This window comes from Laceyella sediminis (assembly GCF_003003125.1).
Classification (GTDB): Bacteria; Bacillota; Bacilli; order Thermoactinomycetales; family Thermoactinomycetaceae; genus Laceyella; species Laceyella tengchongensis.
In genome coordinates this window covers 142,251-156,385 of record NZ_PVTZ01000003.1, presented here as the reverse complement: position 1 = coordinate 156,385, position 14,135 = coordinate 142,251, and the positions used below count along the sequence as shown (strand labels likewise).

Sequence of the window (14,135 nt, the reverse complement as noted above, 5' to 3'; positions counted from 1 at the left end):
ATCCATTTTGCACAACAATGAAAGCGTTCACACGGGGAGGGGTTTCGATGAAAAAAATCTCCACCGCCTTATTTGCGGGAGTGTTGGCCCTTGGCCTTGCCGCCTGTTCACAAAAGCCTAACTTCGCGGGAAGTGGGTCTGGTTCTGGCGACTATCCAAGCAGAGCTGTTACGATGGTCGCTCCATCAGGAGCAGGAGGCGGTTGGGATCAGACGGCACGCTCCATCAGCAAGGTGTTGCAAGAAAGTAAATTGGTGAATCAATCCGTGATCGTAGAAAATAAACCGGGTGGTGGAGGCGCGGTTTTCTTGGCGGAGTATGCCACCCAAGAGGCAAAGAATGACTACAAACTGTTTGTCAATTCTCCGCCTTTGTTAATCAACCATCTTAAAAAAGAAGGGAACAGTCCATTTGGCTATACAGATGTGACACCGCTCGCCCAGTTGACCAAAGATTATGGCGTCTATGTGGTTAAAGCTGATTCGCCAGTGAAAGATCTGCCCTCCATGCTGGCCGAACTAAAAGCCAATCCGACGAAATATACCTTGGCCGGGGGTTCTGCTCCTGGTTCGATGGATCACCTGATCGCGATTTTGCCCGCATACCAGTCGGGGATCGATGCGAAAAAACTTAAGTATGTCTCTTATGATGGCGGCGGAGAAGCCATTGCGGCACTGTTAGGTGGCAACGTGGACATGATCGCAACGGATGCATCCGCAGTGGGTGAATATAAAAAGGCCGGCAAAGTGCGGGTGCTCGCTGTCACCGCTCCCGAGCGGCTGGGCGGGGAATTGCAAGATGTTCCAACCCTCAAAGAACTAGGCATCAATCATGCTGAATTCACCATTTGGCGCGGAGTGTTTGGCCCGAAAGAGATGACACCGGAAGCCAAGAAGTTTTGGGATGGGAAGTTAAAAGCGTTGTCTGAACATGAAGCATGGCAAAAAGAGTTGGAAGCGAAAGGCTGGCAGAGCGAGTACAAAAATTCAGACCAATTTACTGCTTTTCTCAAGGAGCAAGATCAACAAGTTCTTGAACTCTTAAAAGCATTGGGTATGAGCAAATAACGGATTTAAGCACAGGAAGGAGGCGCGCCCTTCCTTTATTAAGGGGGGTTCAAGATGAGTCGTGTGTTTGATCGATATGCAAGTGTCGTGTTTTTGTTGATTGGTATCTTTTTTATTGTAGAAAGCAGAGCGTTTTCTACCGCTGCGTATGGGAGTGGAGTGGGTCCCGATCTATTCCCGACATGTCTTGGTATCATTATGGTCTTATTAAGTATCCGGCTTTTCTACGAAACGTTCAAATATCCGCCAGACAATGATAAAAAGGCAAAACTAGATTGGAAGAGGTTTGGCACTTTGCTCATTGTAGCGATTGGCTATGCGTTAATTCTGGAATGGATCGGTTATGTACTGTCTACCTTTTTGTTTTTGCTTATTGGTTTTCAAACTATGGAGCGGGGCAAATGGCTGAAGTCGACCGTGATTTCCGCTCTGTTTTCAGGCGGGGTTTATTATGCATATGTACATGTCCTGCAGGGAACCCTTCCAGCTTTCCCGTTGTTATAGAGGGGTGGTGACTTGATGAATACGTGGGAATTTTTGTACAACGGATTTTTAGTCGCTTTGCAACCGGAGAATCTGATCTATGCTTTGGTCGGAGTGTTGATAGGAACGGCAGTGGGAGTGTTGCCCGGAATCGGGCCGATGAGCGGGGTGGCGTTGTTGATCCCTATCACCTCCACGCTCACCGCGGGAACAACCCCTGAAGAGGCGGCGGCCAGTGCAATCATTCTGTTGGCGGGTGTTTATTATGGAGCGATGTATGGTGGGTCAACCACGTCCATTTTGTTAAACACGCCTGGGGAATCTTCTTCCGTTGTCACTGCGCTTGACGGGTACCAACTGGCGAAGCAAGGACGTGCTGGCTCCGCATTGTCCATTGCGGCGATTGGCTCTTTTGTCGCGGGGATCGTCTCGCTGATCGCACTTGTCTTTCTGGCTGTCCCTCTATCTGAAGTCGCCATCCGATTCGGCCCGGCTGAGTATTTCTCTTTGATGCTTTTGGGGTTGTGTGCGGTAAGCGGACTCGCTGGCAAGTCGATGACAAAGGGACTGATCATGACCGTGGCCGGGCTCCTGCTCGCTACCATCGGCATCGACAATGTTTCGGGAGTGGCCCGGTTTACTTATGATATGCCGATCCTGTATCAGGGATTGGAATTTTTGACGGTGGCCGTGGGGCTGTTTGCTTTGGGTGAAGTGTTCAAAACGATTTTGGAGAAAGAAAGCAATGATGGCCATATTGTGAAGATCGGACGAGTGACTCCCACGGCAACAGATTTGAAAGATAGCGCAGGCCCCATTGCAAGAGGCTCGCTGTTGGGATTTTTCATTGGTGTGCTTCCAGGAGCTGGTGCCACGTTGGCCTCCTTTTTCTCCTATATTTTAGAGAAAAAACTGAGCAAAAACCCCGACAAATTTGGAAAAGGGGCGATTGAAGGAGTGGCAGCGCCGGAGTCGGCTAACAACGCCGCTTCAGGCGGAGCGATGATTCCCTTGTTAACCCTCGGAATACCAGGTTCGGGCACAACGGCGATTCTAATGGGAGCCTTGATTATGTACAACGTGCAACCCGGCCCGCTATTATTTGATGAGCATCCGCAGGTGGCTTGGGGACTCATCGCCAGTATGTTTATCGGAAATGTGATGTTGCTGGTTCTCAACATGCCGTTGGTGAAGATGTTTGCCAAGATTATTGAAACTCCGGCGAAATACTTGATTCCGATCATTATTGCGATTTCGTTCTTTGGTGTGTATGCGGTACAGGTGAATACGTTTGATCTCTATTTATTGATAGGGTTTGGGGTGATCGGATACTTTTTAGCGAAACATGATTATCCGCTTGCTCCGTTGGTGCTGGGTTTGGTGCTTGGGCCGATGATTGAAAACAATTTGCGCCGTGCGCTAACCGCTTCCAATGGGGATTGGAGCGTGTTTGTCACCCATCCGCTCTCCCTGACTTTTCTTATCATCGCTGCCCTCTGGCTAATCATTCCATTTATCATGAAGCTACGGGGTAAAAACGTGGTGATAAATGAAGAGGGTTGATGGGTACGATTCATATGAGAAAAGAAAGAAGCACTTCCTAGTGTGTATGACTAGGGAGTGCTTTTGTTGCTTTAGAGGTTGCGTGTGCATGATCTGATAAAGGTAAAATGAAAGAGAGAATTGTTTAAACATGATCTTTCCGAAATATTGGAGTGTTACTAAAGAAGATGATGAAATGCAAAAGCAGAAAAACGAATCAATGGTTATTAAAAATCAATCGCGATCCGTATATTGAAAATCCTAATTGGGACTTGATTCAAAACAGTCTCAGCGAGATGGATGGGCAACGTTTATCCATGGTCCTGCTTCGTAGAAAGGCCAAAGGCGAAATCATTATTCATGGTGGAAACTTTTCAGAGGGTAAGAAAATATACTACGTAAACTATTGGTATGAAATAACGGATCAACTCTTTCAGGAGGAAGAAGAAATGGGGATTGAAGAGTTGTATCCATATGATATGCATTTTGAGTTAGTGGATGATACAAAAACAGAGGAAAAGGAATGCCAAATTACAATTTCGCAGCTTACCGTTATGCCGGAAAATGTATGTGTTTGCTGGAACCTTATGATCAAAGCGGTCAAACACTTTTTTGATCATGATGGTGAGCTTCATCCCACATTAAATTGGCGGGAGTTTGAGATGTTTTAAAACAAAATTAATTTCAGCTCTCGTCCCCTTTTTTGCAAATGGCACACATTAGCAACGTGATGCAGAAGCTTAATGTCAAAGGTCGTTCCCAAGCGGTCGTCGAGTTGGTGCGCCTGGGCGAACTAAAGATATAATCGATGGATACCCCTGCGGTGAAGTGGGGGTGTTTTTGTCTGCCCCTGGTTGCTAGCTTCAGTTGAGTATCGATACATATCATATTATTGGTATTGATTCCATTTCATATCTGCCGCTTTCGCAAGGGTAAAGAGAGGGAAAACTCCGGCTATGTCTAGTTAAGCCGGAGGAGCCTGTCAATAGCACACCTGTGTTATTTAGATATCATGTACCGCAGTAAGTTCGGTAAGGTTGGGATGATTTCGGAGGCAATGTACAATAATCAGCCTGTTCAGGTGAGTGGGCGAAGGGGTTTGAAAGAGCTTTAAGAAGCTTCTTCATCACGCTCTTGTCCCCATTTACAGCGGCCTCAAGTGCCTCTTCCACTCGGTGGTTCCGAGGAATTAACGCAGGGTTGTTGTTTCGCATCAATTGGTGAGAAGCGGACTTAGGTTCTGATTGTCGTGTCAGCCTGTTATGCCACTGCTTGCGCCATTGGGCGAATTCCTGAGATCGAAACAGGGCGGTGTCTTCTGTCTCATCAAAAGTTAATGCGCGGAAGGTGTTGGTATAGTCTGCACGGTGTTTTTGCATGAGGTTAAGGAGACCTTTGATCAAGGAGAGGTCTTCTTTTTCTTCATTAAAAAGCCCCAGCTTGGCACGCATGCCATGAAGCCAGTAATAGTGATATTGCTTGGCGAAGTCCGATACGGCCTCTTGGGCCAGTTCGACCGCTTCTGCTGGATTATCGTGCAATATGGGCAACAGCGCTTCTGCAAATCGTGCTAGATTCCATGCAGCCATGTGCGGTTGATTACCGTAAGCATAGCGACCTTGAAGATCGATCGAACTAAATACCGTTGCCGGGTCGTATGTGTCCATGAAAGCGCATGGCCCATAATCGATGGTTTCTCCGCTGATGGTCATGTTGTCCGTGTTCATCACTCCATGAACAAAGCCGACCAATTGCCACTTGGCAATCAGCGCGGCTTGGCGCTTGATCACTTCCCGAAGCAGGGACAGGTAGCGGTTTTCAACATCGCCGATCTCTGGGAAATGGCGTTGCAATGCATAATCGGCCAAGCTTCGAAGCTCCTCAGGTGTACAAAAATTTGACACAAATTCAAAAGTGCCGACGCGAAGATGGCTACTGGCTACACGGGTCAGAATGGCGCCAGGAAGTTCTGTTTCGCGGAACACGGATTCCCCTGTTGTCACTACCGCCAAACTTCGGGTGGTAGGGATGCCTAGCCCATGCATCGCTTCGCTGATGATATATTCGCGCAACATCGGCCCGAGTGCTGCCCGGCCATCCCCGCCTCGGGAGTAGGGCGTTTTGCCGGCCCCTTTGAGCTGAATGTCGACCCGTTCACCCGCGGGCGTGATTTGTTCGCCTAGTAGCAGTGCTCGCCCGTCTCCCAACATGGTGAAATGTCCGAATTGATGGCCTGCGTACGCCTGAGCGAGGGGCAAAGCACCTTCGGGTATCCGATTGCCGGCTAGTATTGCTACGCCATCTTCGCTTTGGAGCGCTTCGATGTCCAATCCTAGGGAAGTTGCCAACTGTTCGTTGAGAATGACCAGTTTCGGAGTGCGCACAGGCGTTGGTTTGTGTAAGGTGAAAAAAGATTGTGGCAGGCGGGCGTAACTGTTGTCAAAGTTCCATCCTGCTGCCATCATTCCGTTTTTCGGTGTCATAGTGTCTCCTTTTCTTATCTTTTTGTCTTCACACCTATTATATCGTTCAATTAACCCTTTTTATTGTCTACTGTTGGCAAATGATTATACCTTTTTTCATCTGATAGGGATCGTGAAAACGGGAATGGGGGAGGAAAAAAAGCGGTTTAAGAGAAGTAGTTTGATGATGAATGGTCAATGACCAATTCGTAAAAAGGAGAGGCATCATGCACAGAAAAAAAATCCCCCGTTAATCTCGGGCTCCACCTTCTCTCTGTTTGATCCGATCAAATAGAGAGGAGTGGGTATAGTGTGGCCGAAAATCGTTGATTGGAAAGAGCTTGCGTTTGGCGTGGAAATAGAATTTGTCGGTGGTGATCCAGCTCGTTTGGCTTGTTTGCCGGGTTGGGTGATGTCATTGGAAGAGAAACAACTGGACGAAACGGGAAGGGCTTCAGGAAGCGAGCTCAAATCCCCTTCCATCCGCTGGGATGATAGGCAACAGATCCAAACGATGCTGTCCAGGCTTAAAGAGCAAGGCGCATGTGCCAATTGGAGTTGTGGCCTTCATGTCCATGTTGGATTGGAGCCGTGGGGAGAGAGCATTTTGTTGCCGATGTTGGACGCGGCGCTGTCGTGCCAGGAGGCTATGCGATCCTTGTTGCGTACTAGCGCGCACCGCTTGATTTTCTGTCCTCCGGTCACACAGGAGATATGTGAGCGCTTTATTGCTAATAGGTGCGAGGAGGCGCTTCTCCGCCCGGGTCGTCCACAATCCCAACGTTGCGGCATTAATTTGGCTTCCTGGTTTTACTTCGGCACTGTGGAGATTCGTTATGCTAACGGGACCCTTTGTTTCAAAGAAATTGTGAACACCATTGAACTTTGCTTGCGCTTTGTTGCTGCGGTTGGGGCAGGGCATAAGCTCACATGTGATCCTGACGGCTTGGCACAGCAATTGGGTGCCCCCGTCGAGGGATATCCTCCGCCGCTTTCCGTACCACGCTGGTTTGAAGAAAGGGTGTGGCTGGAAGAGTTGTTCATCCCGATTCTGTCACCACTCATTGCGGAGAAGGTGCCGGATGGGGAGATCCATCACCTTCTACCAGTTCCCGATGGGTTGTTGATTGCAGTTGAAATGCCGGATGGCAAGATGTGCAAGTATGTTGTTTGCCCACCTGCCACAGGATGGGAGAGGCTACGGCGAATGAACGGGTGATCAAGGCGTCAATATTTCCCGGGAAACCTTTACCGTTTAACGATCAGATCAGGCCCTTGTCGATTTAATGCGACAAGGGCCTGAAATAACGAATCAAAGGGAAAAGGCGATGATAAAAATCAGATATCTCGCTTTTTAATGATAATTTCATCGGCTTGGTCAAGCACCGCTTTTTCGACTTTCTCTTTGATGATAGCCGGGTAAGCGGTATCTACAACAAAGGCGCCGTTTACGGTGACGCGATACATCGGCTTCGGAGTTGTATCTTTTTTGCTCAATCCCAGCGCTTTTGCGATTCCTTCGACAATGGATTGAGCCAACCCGTCCAAAAATTGCGCGTCACGCAACAACTGGTTTTCTTTTTTGTTGGAGATGAACAAATTTTCAAGCAAGATCGCCGGCATGTTGGTTTCTCGGAGTACTGCAAAGTTGGCGCGTTTTTTACCCCGATCGTTAATATTGTGTTGCGTCAAATATTCCATCACGCGATCATGCACCATTCCTTGATAACGCGCCGTCACTGAAGCCGCATTGGGGTGGATAAATGATTCAAATCCGCTTGCTGAACCACTGGCGGAGTTGTTATGGATGGATATGAACAAGTCACAATTTCGTTTATTTGCGAAGGCGGCTCGCTCATTCAGCTCAAGAAAGCGGTCGTCCCATCTTGTCAGAGAAACCACTGCATCATCATATTGGCCAAAGTGGTCATTCATTCGCTTGGCAATGTTAAGCACAACCTCTTTTTCTTGCAGTCCGAATCCTACTGCACCAGTGTCTTTCCCTCCATGGCCGGGATCAATGATGATATATTTGCTCAGGGTCACCCTCCCCTTTCTAAAAAATGGGTTAAGCTGAAAAGTCCCGAGATGACGGCAACATCCAATGGGTGATATAGTGTGGCTAATAAGTATATATTAGATAAATCAATGACGATTTCCTATTGTTTTTTAAAAAAGAGCGGCGGCCAATAAGTTTTCCCGACGGAAGAGGTTTGAGATTGAGGGTGAAGGGAAATTGGCGTATGCATGGGATTATTACGGAGAAAGGAGTAGTTTGATGAATGGAAAAGAATGATGTGAATCAAAAAGGACACAGGATGATTTCTCCTTCCCGGTTTGCATGGCTGAAACAAGAGTTGTTATGGCATGAACGAGAAGGACGGATCCAGGCGGAGCAGGTGCGCGCGATCCTGTCGGATTATGAAGTGCGGGGCGGGCTCAATTTCATCCGAGTTCTTTTGGTTATCGGCGCATTGCTGGTGGGGGTCGGGGTGTTAAGTTTCATTGCCGGCAACTGGAGTGAGCTTCCCAGAATCGTGAAGTTCCTGCTCATCTTGTGTGGCTTGGTAGGGGCTTATGTAGCGGGTTGGCGCCTGGAGCGGCCCTATCCCAAAACGGCAAAAAGTTTGTATTATATTGGTTTGGCGATTTTTGGAGCGGGCATCTTTTTGATTGGACAAATGTTTCATTTCTCATCACATTATTCTCAGGCTTTTCTGGCGTGGGCCATCGGGGCGATCCCGCTGATCTTTTACTTGAAAGACAAATGGGTGGCTCTGTTTGCTATTACTTTAATGGGTGTTTATACGTCAGCAGCTTGGGATGAGGGGGTTGATTATCCGTTTTTGACATTGGCGATGGTTCCGTTGAGCTATTGGCTGAATGAACGGGTGTTGGGAAAATCGAAGCTCGTGTTATTCTTTGCCAATGGGTTGGCGATTTATTTGATTTGGGCGACGATGGGTTATTTCAATCTGTCTGGAGGCGTCATGTCAGCGGTTTTGTTAGTGCTTGGTGTCACGATGGCTTTGCTCCCTAGCCAGAGGTATGCGGCTGTACTAAAGTGGCAGGGAGGGATGGTTCATGGCTTGGCTGCCGTTTTTCTCACCTTTCCGGAATATTGGCAAGTATGGGAGCGGACCTTCGGTTTTGCGGGGTTGGGCGTGCTTGTGGCCGCTGCTTATCTGGCTCTGATTTTGTATTCCATAAAAAAAGGAAGCCTTCCGGCTGTCATCATTACTTGTGTACTCATTTTCCGTTTTTATCTTGATCTGTCCTATGACTTCTTGCCCAAATCGCTCTATTTCTTGCTGGCGGGCGGATTGCTGATCGGTTGTGGATTTTGGATTGAAAGAAGCCGGAAGAAAAAGGGGGAGCGAGCATGAAGAAGAACGCAGGCCGCATTTATCCAACTCGTTGGTTTTGGATTGCGCTCCTTGTTCCGGTGGGGATTTTGTTATCAATGACGGTTCAGCCGTTGCTGGCATTGTACGCGGGGGAACGTATCACATTGCAGACCGTTCCGGTTGACCCCAGGGATCTATTTTACGGTGATTATGTACAACTCCGATTTGCGATTGAAGAGGTGGACGGCTCCGTGGTTGACAAAGCGCTGGTGCAGAAAATGGAGAAGAATCCAGGAGTCGACCGTTATCCTGTGTATGTTTCCCTGCGGAAGAACGGGCGGACAGCGGTTGTCGCCCATGTGTCTGAGCAACGACCTCGCACTTCCCTGTATCTCAAGGGCGAGTTGATGCCGATTTGGCAATGGGAAAACGGCCAACGGCGAACCAAGTACGCTATCGATTACCAATTGGATCGCTATTATGTTGAGGAAGACAGCGGTCTGGAGTGGGAAAAGCTGGCCCGGCAAGGCAAGGTCTGGGCTGATGTGAAGGTGAAGGGAGGATATGGCGTCATGCTTGAGCTTAAGCCAGCTCAATGAATACGGCGCCGAGGTACGCCAACATATCGCATGCACACAAAAGAAACCGGCGGGCTAAGCCTGCCGGTTTCTTGCATCTGCACGGTTTGTTTATTTCGCGGCGCCGGTGTAGATGTGAATGGCGTCTCGCAAAAATTCGGCCATGCCTGGCTGTTTTTCATAGTATGCTTTGAACCGTTCATCTTCCACATACATCTGAGCCAGGCCTGCATGGGCTTCCGGGGTGTATTCAGCCCAATAATGCAGCAACCATTGCTTGTGCAATTCTGCTGTTTTTTGTGCGAGGTCACTTGCCGGGTCGCCATTGGCGAAAGCTTCGGCCAGCGTGTCCAAGATCTCATCCGCCAACCGATTCGCCCTCTCAAATGCTTCGGGGGTCATGTTTTTTAATATTTCATTCGACCGGTTTACGACATCGTCACCATATTTGGAACGGATTTCTTCCCCGTATTTTGCTTCATTCTCCTCAATTAACTTTTGCTTGAAACCTTCAAATTTTTCTTTGTCGCTCATGATGGTTCTCCCTTCCGCCGCAGCGATGGTTTTTTCCACATTAGTAATCAGCACGTCTAGCTGCTTGCGTTTGTCGAGGAGCCGCTCATGGTGTTCTCGAAGCGCTGTTGTTCCATCGTAATCGGGGGAAGTAACGATTTTTTTAATCGTGTCTAAGTTGACACCCAATTCTTTGTAAAACAAAATCTGTTGCAAGCGGTCGACTTCCGCCGACCCATAGATGCGATATCCCGAGGAGTTGATTCTGGCCGGCTTCAGAATCCCGATCTCATCATAGTACCGCAATGTTCGTGTGCTTACCCCCGCCAACTGACTTAGCTTCTGCACCGTGTATTCCATGTGCTCACCTCCTGACACCTTCACTGTACACCTTTACGTATACGTCAATGTCAATCATTTTTTTTGAGAAGTGTGCCCTTGTTGGTGAAAAAATACGTGAGGTGTGCCGGGTTTACGCATGGCGCAGGCGGCGGTTCAGCCAAAAAAAAAAGAAGAGCTTCTCCCCTTCTTTTCCTTTTGCACCGTTTTTTATTTTTGATAAACAATTGCTTATTATGGGTTTATTTGATTCTTTTCAGTCGATTTAGAAGAGTTTCTCTCTAGGAACGAGCCGGACAAGCATCCAATGGAAAGGCCGATGCCAATGCCGAGTGCCAAATTGTCAAGGGCTAAGCCGATGGCTACGCCCACAGAGACGCCGGTGCCCACGCCTAAGGCATAAAATGATTGACGATTATTCATAATGTTCGTCTCCTTATGTGTTGACTCATGATGAGAAGGAGTTGGGAGGAGGAGCTCGTTGTCCCTGTCTCCTGACACTTCCCATATACCCTTTTTATGATGGATGTAATCACGTAATATGCCAGTTATCGTATGTATGAGGATAGTTCCTCGTTTTGTATCCAATTTTCTTTATTTCTAACATTTTTGTGTCTGTGAAAATAGGTAAAATATAAACTATTCTTCTATACATCCTGTTCGATTATACTGAAAAAAATGCATCTTGGAGGAACAAAAGATGGAATGGAAGCACGCAAGTTTACCGTATCGTATCAGTGATAGCAAAGAGTTATTGGAGTTGGATACCATTCATCAGTTGTTGCAGACAAGTTATTGGGCTGCAAAACGTTCGCGGGAAACGGTGATAAAGAGCATTGAACACTCATTATGTTTCGGCCTTTACGGAGAGGAAGGGCAAGTCGGATTTATGCGAGTGGTGACAGATTACGCGACCTTTTCATGGATTTGTGATGTGATTATCGATCCGCGCCACAGGGGCCAGGGGCTGGCAAAATGGATGATGCAAGTGTTGGGGGAGCACCCCGCCGTGCGTCACACGTATATGATACTGGCTACGCGCGATGCGCACGGCTTGTATGAGCAGTTTGGGTTCCAACGGCGGGAGATATTGGACAAAAGGCCTGTTAACAGCTGAAGAACGACGTTTGCCGCTTGTCAAAGGAGCGATTGCAAGGCCACTTCTTTCATTTGCGAAATGGTTGCCGTTCCACCCACGTATGTTTGGGTAATGCGGTTCCTACTCACAATGCCTGCCGTTTCGAGCAAACTGGGCCTTCCCATGGCAAATCCCTGTCCGACAGTGTACGCATACCGACCATTCTGCTGATGGCGGGAAGGGGAATAAAAAGCAAGGTATGCACCGAGTGCACAAGCAGCCACTCCTGTCGCCGGATCTTCGTTGTATCCGACTTGGTTGGGAAATTGTCGGGCTTCAACATCACATGGGGTGGATTGGGGACGCAATGTGAATGGATAAAAGCCGGTTGTCCCAAATCGGTCACACAGTTCCCAGAGTAATGCGAAATCAGGTTCCAATCGTTGCAGTGTGTTGCCGTTGCGAAGGGGAATCATTAGCTTGGGGCGGGCGGTGGAGACTGATTGGATCGGCCCCACACTCAGATCGAATGCTTCCTCGCTGATCTTTAAGGCTTGCGCCACTTCTGCGATCCCAGGATTTTTCTCGCTGAACACAGGGGGGAATTGGTTCACGGTGACCTGCAAACGGCCGTACTTTTCTTGCGCCCGCACTTTCACCTCGCCCAGCGAAGTTTCTATCGTTCCTTGTATTTGGTTCATCTGTTGCGACATGCACCAATAGCTGACAGCTCCTACAGTGGCATGAACGCACATCGACATCTCATGGTTAGGAACAAAGTATCTCAGTTTGAAAAGCGAAGCGGGACGGTCAGGAGACAAGATAAAGGCTGTTTCAACACCAAAACGAGCGGCGATCTGCTGCATTTGCTCACTTGTCAAGGACTCCCCACCCAATACCAAGGGACAAGGATTACCACCATCCGTAGTCATGCCGAATACATTGGTTTGCACCACAGTTGCCATCTGCGTTGCCCCCTTTCTGGATTTATTTGAGAAAAACAAGGCCGAGACAGATTGTTCTTGGTTCGGGCTTCATTATGATGCGCCACCTTGTAGCTGGATGGCATAAAACGAGGTGTTTCTCACATGAGCATACACTGAAGGTTGGCATTTGTTTCCCCAGCACTTGGGGAGCAATGCGGTAGGTTTTTCAAAACACCTCTATTAAAATCATGCGATTTGTTATGAACTGACGCAAGCAAATAAAAAATAGATAAGCGATTTATTGTTGCAACAAAACATGCAAAAGAGGCTACCACGGTGTGTGGTAGCCTCTTTGTCAATAAGTTTGATTGCCGTAATTAAGTTCAAAATCGATCTTCATGCCTTTGGGGATCTTGACGCGCAAGGTGTAATTACCTTTCGGTGGCTCTTTCAGTGCCTTGGACAGGGGATCGTAACGCTTGACTTCATTTGCTTTGAGCACGACGGAGTAAGTGCGGACTGCCTTGCCCGTTTTTTTGTTGAACACTTGAAAGGTGACGGTGCCTTGCGTTTTGCTCATATTGCGCACACGCAAATAATTTTGGGAGCCAGGAACGTAATTGAAATCGAAATATGTTACCCATTTTCCGGCTCCTTGTTCACCGTTGTAACGGGCTTTGTTATTTTTGAAAACCCAATTGAGCGCTTCCACCGAGCCTGGGTTTTTTTTGTATTCAGCCCAGAGTTGATCAACTGTTTTTCCTGTATATTCTTTAAACAGTTGCTCGGAATATTGGTTTTGTTGGATCTTTTGATGAATTTTCAACATGGTTCCGGGCTTTTTGATATGGTAACGCGAGCGAGCGTAATCGGCCAACCCTTCTTTCACCCAGCTCGGGGCAGTCGTCTGATTGGGATAGGCATCGACGACATGAAACAGCTCATGCACGAGCATGCCTTCGTCATGTTGGTTTTTCTTCGCCCAGTCGGGGTTGATGTATATCGTGTTGCCCACGGTGTAGGCGATGGGGTATTTGCTGTTTTTCACAAATCGGATAAATACCTCATTGGGGGCAATTTGTGGACTGTAGGCTTTGGCCATCAGCCAATAAGAGCGTTTGAAAGCGAGCGTGTATTTGGCGATGGCTGGTTCGAGCGTTTTGTCGTCATAGGTGATGGTCAGTTTATAATCGTGGCTGGTGACGACTTTCTCGGCAGCAGCTGCTTGACCGAAGCCCCATGGAAGGCTGGTTGCGAGCAAGGAGGAGGCCAAAATCACTTTCCAGTGTTGCAAATGTTTCATGTCATGTTCCTTTCGTGATGAATTGGAGGGTGCATTGCACTAACTGTTTTCCGTGTGAGGCATGCCCTAGAGCGTGTCTGATGAATAGGCCAGCGGCTCCAAAACCTTTTCTCATGCGCTTCACGCGTAACGAGGTGCTCATCGAAAAAAGGTTTTTCCGCCGCTTTTTCCATAAAACTTGATTTGCCAGACATACCCTAGTTGGATTATACAGGACAGCCTTTTTATAAACGGCACACTAGAGTGAAATATTTGTTAATCATACGTCGAGAGGCGTCTTTACACACATTATTACCCTTGGGGAAAGTGTTCGGCGAGTAGCTGGATGAGGAGGATTTGCCGGGAGTGCGATAATGCCAGTGTAAAGCGACTGGTGTAAGGGGAGAATAAATAGCAGTGTAGAGATGGGGTTTGTGTGAAAAATATATATTGATTTTTATTATTTAACTTTTTCGTGCGTATTGGTTTTAATTGGATTGGGAAAATACAAAGGAAAA

At 47.8% G+C, this 14,135-nt stretch carries 14 protein-coding genes and 1 pseudogene; 9 read left to right on the top strand and 6 right to left on the bottom strand.

Annotated elements, in window-relative coordinates:
* The first annotated feature begins 47 nt into the window (after positions 1-47).
* The 5 genes and pseudogenes from CLV36_RS05410 to CLV36_RS05390 form a co-directional block, all read left to right on the top strand.
* The gene (locus CLV36_RS05410) at positions 48-1,067 is read left to right on the top strand and encodes a Bug family tripartite tricarboxylate transporter substrate binding protein (protein WP_106341979.1); all 1,020 of its coding nucleotides are present in this window, start codon (positions 48-50) and stop codon (positions 1,065-1,067) included.
* Between the two features lie 54 nt (positions 1,068-1,121).
* The gene (locus CLV36_RS05405; RefSeq protein WP_102991971.1) at positions 1,122-1,571 is read left to right on the top strand and encodes a tripartite tricarboxylate transporter TctB family protein; all 450 of its coding nucleotides are present in this window, start codon (positions 1,122-1,124) and stop codon (positions 1,569-1,571) included.
* Between the two features lie 15 nt (positions 1,572-1,586).
* Positions 1,587-3,113 carry a tripartite tricarboxylate transporter permease gene (locus CLV36_RS05400; RefSeq protein WP_106341978.1) on the top strand — a complete coding sequence of 509 codons (1,527 nt, stop codon included), beginning with the start codon at positions 1,587-1,589 and terminating at the stop codon, positions 3,111-3,113.
* A 167-nt stretch (positions 3,114-3,280) separates the two neighbouring features.
* The gene (locus CLV36_RS05395) at positions 3,281-3,763 is read left to right on the top strand and encodes a hypothetical protein (protein WP_106341977.1); all 483 of its coding nucleotides are present in this window, start codon (positions 3,281-3,283) and stop codon (positions 3,761-3,763) included.
* A 44-nt stretch (positions 3,764-3,807) separates the two neighbouring features.
* Positions 3,808-3,897, top strand: a pseudogene (locus tag CLV36_RS05390) (LuxR C-terminal-related transcriptional regulator); the annotation flags it as partial.
* A 205-nt stretch (positions 3,898-4,102) separates the two neighbouring features.
* Here CLV36_RS05390 and CLV36_RS05385 read toward each other — a convergent pair.
* Positions 4,103-5,575, bottom strand: a complete 1,473-nt coding sequence (locus tag CLV36_RS05385; protein ID WP_106341976.1) for a protein adenylyltransferase SelO — start codon at positions 5,573-5,575, stop codon at positions 4,103-4,105.
* A gap of 289 nt (positions 5,576-5,864) precedes the next feature.
* Between CLV36_RS05385 and CLV36_RS05380 the strand changes: the two genes are divergently transcribed.
* The gene (locus CLV36_RS05380; protein ID WP_106341975.1) at positions 5,865-6,773 is read left to right on the top strand and encodes an amidoligase family protein; all 909 of its coding nucleotides are present in this window, start codon (positions 5,865-5,867) and stop codon (positions 6,771-6,773) included.
* A gap of 119 nt (positions 6,774-6,892) precedes the next feature.
* Here CLV36_RS05380 and CLV36_RS05375 read toward each other — a convergent pair whose 3' ends face one another.
* Positions 6,893-7,600: an N-acetylmuramoyl-L-alanine amidase family protein gene (locus tag CLV36_RS05375; RefSeq protein ID WP_181352838.1), complete on the bottom strand. Its 708-nt coding sequence runs from the start codon at positions 7,598-7,600 to the stop codon at positions 6,893-6,895.
* 236 nt (positions 7,601-7,836) lie between these two features.
* On the opposite strand from CLV36_RS05375, the gene CLV36_RS05370 reads away from it, so the two are divergent.
* Positions 7,837-8,940: a DUF2157 domain-containing protein gene (locus CLV36_RS05370; protein WP_106341973.1), complete on the top strand. Its 1,104-nt coding sequence runs from the start codon at positions 7,837-7,839 to the stop codon at positions 8,938-8,940.
* Positions 8,937-9,500 (top strand): GDYXXLXY domain-containing protein, encoded by a 564-nt coding sequence (locus tag CLV36_RS05365; RefSeq protein WP_106341972.1) that lies wholly within the window; start codon positions 8,937-8,939, stop codon positions 9,498-9,500. Before CLV36_RS05370 ends, CLV36_RS05365 begins: the two co-directional genes overlap by 4 nt.
* Positions 9,501-9,590: 90 nt before the next feature.
* On the opposite strand, the gene CLV36_RS05360 is transcribed toward CLV36_RS05365, so the two are convergent.
* Positions 9,591-10,352, bottom strand: a complete 762-nt coding sequence (locus CLV36_RS05360; protein ID WP_106341971.1) for a MerR family transcriptional regulator — start codon at positions 10,350-10,352, stop codon at positions 9,591-9,593.
* A 213-nt stretch (positions 10,353-10,565) separates the two neighbouring features.
* Complete coding sequence (locus CLV36_RS05355; RefSeq protein WP_106341970.1) at positions 10,566-10,754, bottom strand: glycine zipper domain-containing protein; 189 nt, start codon at positions 10,752-10,754, stop codon at positions 10,566-10,568.
* Positions 10,755-11,031: 277 nt separating this feature from the next.
* Between CLV36_RS05355 and CLV36_RS05350 the strand changes: the two genes are divergently transcribed.
* A complete protein-coding gene (locus CLV36_RS05350; RefSeq protein WP_106341969.1) occupies positions 11,032-11,448 on the top strand; it encodes a GNAT family N-acetyltransferase in 417 nt (138 codons plus the stop codon).
* Positions 11,449-11,468: 20 nt separating this feature from the next.
* Here CLV36_RS05350 and CLV36_RS05345 read toward each other — a convergent pair whose 3' ends face one another.
* Both CLV36_RS05345 and CLV36_RS05340 read right to left on the bottom strand, forming a co-directional pair.
* The gene (locus CLV36_RS05345) at positions 11,469-12,374 is read right to left on the bottom strand and encodes a PhzF family phenazine biosynthesis protein (RefSeq protein ID WP_106341968.1); all 906 of its coding nucleotides are present in this window, start codon (positions 12,372-12,374) and stop codon (positions 11,469-11,471) included.
* 316 nt (positions 12,375-12,690) lie between these two features.
* The gene (locus CLV36_RS05340) at positions 12,691-13,638 is read right to left on the bottom strand and encodes an eCIS core domain-containing protein (RefSeq protein WP_106341967.1); all 948 of its coding nucleotides are present in this window, start codon (positions 13,636-13,638) and stop codon (positions 12,691-12,693) included.
* Between the last annotated feature and the right edge of the window lie 497 nt (positions 13,639-14,135).

Excerpts from the sequence above, each read along its gene's own strand:
- CLV36_RS05400 (WP_106341978.1), top strand. The coding sequence starts at position 1,587 with ATGAATACGTGGGAATTTTTGTACAACGGATTTTTAGTCGCTTTGCAA.
- CLV36_RS05405 (WP_102991971.1), top strand. The coding sequence starts at position 1,122 with ATGAGTCGTGTGTTTGATCGATATGCAAGTGTCGTGTTTTTGTTGATT.
- CLV36_RS05355 (WP_106341970.1), bottom strand. The coding sequence starts at position 10,754 with ATGAATAATCGTCAATCATTTTATGCCTTAGGCGTGGGCACCGGCGTC.
- CLV36_RS05350 (WP_106341969.1), top strand. The coding sequence starts at position 11,032 with ATGGAATGGAAGCACGCAAGTTTACCGTATCGTATCAGTGATAGCAAA.
- CLV36_RS05395 (WP_106341977.1), top strand. The coding sequence starts at position 3,281 with ATGATGAAATGCAAAAGCAGAAAAACGAATCAATGGTTATTAAAAATC.
- CLV36_RS05365 (WP_106341972.1), top strand. The coding sequence starts at position 8,937 with ATGAAGAAGAACGCAGGCCGCATTTATCCAACTCGTTGGTTTTGGATT.
- CLV36_RS05360 (WP_106341971.1), bottom strand. The coding sequence starts at position 10,352 with ATGGAATACACGGTGCAGAAGCTAAGTCAGTTGGCGGGGGTAAGCACA.
- CLV36_RS05410 (WP_106341979.1), top strand. The coding sequence starts at position 48 with ATGAAAAAAATCTCCACCGCCTTATTTGCGGGAGTGTTGGCCCTTGGC.
- CLV36_RS05340 (WP_106341967.1), bottom strand. The coding sequence starts at position 13,638 with ATGAAACATTTGCAACACTGGAAAGTGATTTTGGCCTCCTCCTTGCTC.
- CLV36_RS05345 (WP_106341968.1), bottom strand. The coding sequence starts at position 12,374 with ATGGCAACTGTGGTGCAAACCAATGTATTCGGCATGACTACGGATGGT.
- CLV36_RS05370 (WP_106341973.1), top strand. The coding sequence starts at position 7,837 with ATGGAAAAGAATGATGTGAATCAAAAAGGACACAGGATGATTTCTCCT.
- CLV36_RS05385 (WP_106341976.1), bottom strand. The coding sequence starts at position 5,575 with ATGACACCGAAAAACGGAATGATGGCAGCAGGATGGAACTTTGACAAC.